The organism is Candidatus Zixiibacteriota bacterium, assembly GCA_026397505.1.
Lineage (GTDB): Bacteria > Zixibacteria > MSB-5A5 > GN15 > PGXB01 > JAPLUR01.
This window is the reverse complement of record JAPLUR010000026.1, coordinates 1-3,279: the sequence shown is the minus strand read 5'-3', so window position 1 is coordinate 3,279 and position 3,279 is coordinate 1. Positions and strand designations below refer to the sequence as shown.

The 3,279-nt window shown below is 50.8% G+C and carries 3 protein-coding genes; all 3 read right to left on the bottom strand.

The window, feature by feature from the left end:
- On the bottom strand, window positions 1–1,032 hold a 1,032-nt coding region (locus NT002_01305; GenBank protein MCX6827909.1), incomplete at its 3' end, for a GNAT family N-acetyltransferase/peptidase C39 family protein.
- Entirely contained in the window at window positions 1,032–1,919 is an 888-nt protein-coding gene (locus tag NT002_01300) for a RimK family alpha-L-glutamate ligase (protein MCX6827908.1), read from the bottom strand. The genes NT002_01305 and NT002_01300, both read right to left, overlap by 1 nt.
- Window positions 1,907–2,551, bottom strand: coding sequence for a RimK-like ATPgrasp N-terminal domain-containing protein (locus NT002_01295; GenBank protein MCX6827907.1), 645 nt, complete (start codon window positions 2,549–2,551; stop codon window positions 1,907–1,909). Before NT002_01295 ends, NT002_01300 begins: the two co-directional genes overlap by 13 nt.
- Window positions 2,552–3,279 lie beyond the last annotated feature (728 nt).

Here is a 3,279-nt window from a genome sequence, read left to right as displayed (position 1 = left end):
CGGGATGCGGATATTCTGGGCCTCTTTGCTGCCGTGCTCATAGAAATTTTTATAGGGGTCGTGATAATAGATATTATGGCGGTCGAAGCCGGTGACCACCACCCAGTGCGGCGAGCGGTCCTGATGCAGGCGATAGGTACTTACCAGCACAATCGGAACGGTTCCCCGGCGAAGGGCCTCGGCAATGTCGGCATAAGTGAAATTATAATACTCTTCGATAATTCCGAGGGTTTTGGCCTCCTCGCGCAGGGTCTCGTGAACAATCCGCACGACTTCCTTTTTTTCTTTGCTTCGCACCGAAGAGATAAACGGGGTCTGTCTTTTACCCATGATGACCCGGCATTTGTATCCGCGCCGGGCCGCCGCCACCGCCAGTCCAACCGGCCCGCAGCCGCCGAAACCGGCACTCATGAAGATGGTGGTCGATTCTTTCCACATGGTCAATTCCATGGCCCGGGTCAGTTCCAGCTTCGGTTGAAAATATTTCATGGCCATCATTACGCAGGCCGAGCCGCAGGTAAAATCGAGGGTCTGAGGAAAGTAGGGAATATCCAGCAGGATTTCCGGCTTGTCGCTGATTCCGATCGGCTTTGACATTTGAAGTCCGTTGACCCCATCGGAATAATATCCTCTCAGAGTCTTCTGAATTTTGTAGCCGAATTTTTCGTAGAGATTGATGGCCGCTTTATTATCGGCGCGAACCTCCAGAACGATCCGGCCGCACTCTCGTTTGAGGGCCTCCTTTTCGCAGGCTTCCATCAGCTTTGCACCCATTCCTTTTCCATGATGCGCCGGGTCGATGACGATGGAGTAAAGACGGCAGGTGGGAGATGAACGGCGCCAGAGCATGATCGCCGCTCCCCGAATATGTCCGTTTTCATGAACGACATAGGTCGAGGCGTTGGCCCGATTCAGGAGATAACGGAATTGGCCGCGGCTGAATCGATCCCGTTCAAAACCTTTTTCTTCCAGACAGAGCAAAGCCTCGAGATCCTTGTGGGACCCCTTTCTGATAATGCTTTGGGAAGACATTATTGGCCCCATTCTCCGGCCAGGTAACGGATGAGGCGTTCGTAGATATGGGGGGCTTTCTGATCTTCCTCATCCTCGGCAATGGTGGGATTGTCGTTGACTTCAATGACGACAAAGCCATCACCGGCCTGCTTCAAGTCGATACCATAAAGGCCGGTGCCGATAGCTCTGGCAGCCTGAACGGCGGTATCGATCAGTTTGGGATTGACCTTGGACAGCTCAAAACCTTTGACATTTCCGGAAATTTCCCGTCCGCCCTCGGTGTAGGTAGTGATTTTCCATCTTTTTTTGGGAATGAGATACTGGCAGACATAGAGCGGTTCGCCGCCCAGCACGCCCACGCGCCAGTCGTATTCGGACTGCACGAAGCGCTGCGCCACGACCCGGTCGGCCCGGCGCAGAAATCTCTTGCCGACACGGACAAATTCCTCGGGTGAGGAGACTCTTTCGACATAGAGAGAGAAACTGGAGTTAGGGGCCTTGAGCACCAGAGGGCTGCCCATTGTCTCCAGCAGAAGCGAGCCGGTCTCGGCGGTCAGGTCCGATTCCTTGAGAAACCGGGTATCGGGCATCGGCACTCCCGCCTTTTGCAGGTGACGGTACATATTGACCTTGTCACAGCAGACAATTATTGATTCGGGATCATCAATGACCCGCAGGCCGTTCAACTGCGCCAGGCGCGCCGCGATGTAGGTTGAGTTGAGCGGATCGGTCAGGGCCCGTATGAAAATGGCATCGTACTGGGGAATCTTGTACATATCGGGGCGAAAAAGGAAATCGAGGCGGTGCCCCTGCAGGTGCGCCACCTGTCCCAGTTTCATGAGAGCCCCTACCTCTTCCGACCGGGTGAGCGTGTAGCGCTCAATGAAAACACCTATATTGGCCATTGGACTCTACTTTCGATATATCTCAATTCCCTCGGGGAAAGGCGAACGAAGGGAAGCGGCTGAAGGTTGCTGAGCATCATTTCGCCGTTCTCAAGGATTATGATGCGAACCACGGCCAAAGGGATACGAAAGACTCTCCAGACCGCCTCGGCCAGCGGTTGAAACTGGGGCTTGACGCTCCATCCCAGGATCGAACGGAAAGTGCCGATTTTCGCTCCCTCCGGAAAATCCTGACAACAGATGGCGTAGGTAAAGTTCCGGGTCAGTGATTTAGCCACTCGCTCCTGATGCCCGTTTCGAAGAACCACACTCTGACGGGACATGAAAGGATTCATGGAATCAACGATAACCGGCGGCTCGAAATAACCGTTGGTGATATAATATTCCGGAACAGGCAGGCCGGCCAGCTTGGCTTTTTCAAGGAAAATCGGAACCACATAGGCATCCAGCACCTCGCCGCAGGCCGGGTGAATATCCTTATCCTCAGCTTTAAGCTCCTGCGATATATAATAAGCGGTCTCCAGGTAGCCATAGTAACCGGTTAAATTGACATAACAATGCTCATCCTCGAGATATCCGATATAATCCATCTTGGCCGCCAGGTTGGTCAGAAACGGTTTGCCGGATGTCATCTGCAGGTCTTTGGTGGTGTAAGTTTCGGATATTAAAATAGAACCTCCCCGGTGAGCCCCCGCACCTTGATATGGACTGGTTAATGCCCCCGGTCGCGGCAAGACTTGCGATTTCATCTCTTGCCGTAATTGTGATTCCGATCCACAGTCGTCATTCATAGATTTCAATAACCCCATTCCATCTGCGGATCTTCAATTGTTTGAAGGATTGTGTTGGTCGAGTGTCTTATCGACAATGATTGATTGGCAGGAAAGAGAGAAATCCTTATCGCCGGTTTTGAGCATACTACCCCCGGCCACGAGAATTGCGACTCGGTTGAATCCATATTTGATATCAAGCTACGCTTCATTTTTCCAGCAGCATATTCTCGGATGCGATATAGCTTGATAGGACAATTCGATTCATCAGCTGTCAGCAAGCAATTCCCTTAGTGCTCCCAGGCCGGCATATAACTTCGACCACAGCCGCATAAGCGGGAGCGAAGGCATTTTTCTCTGTACTTTGCCATATAAAACCTTACGAGGATAATACCTTTATAGTTAAATTTCAAGTTAAAAAATAGAATATTTTTTGGCGGTGGGGGAATGAGGTAATGTCAATATTAGTGTGGAAATTGGTATATCCTTTTTTTCATTTATTTAGGCTGCTTTTTGTATCATGTTTTTGATGGTTTTTATTATTTCATTGTTTCTGTGCCATTTATGATTGAAATAGTTGAATAAAGCAT

Coding starts and splice junctions, on each gene's coding strand:
- NT002_01300 (MCX6827908.1), bottom strand. CDS start 1,919: ATGGCCAATATAGGTGTTTTCATTGAGCGCTACACGCTCACCCGGTCG.
- NT002_01295 (MCX6827907.1), bottom strand. CDS start 2,551: ATGACATCCGGCAAACCGTTTCTGACCAACCTGGCGGCCAAGATGGAT.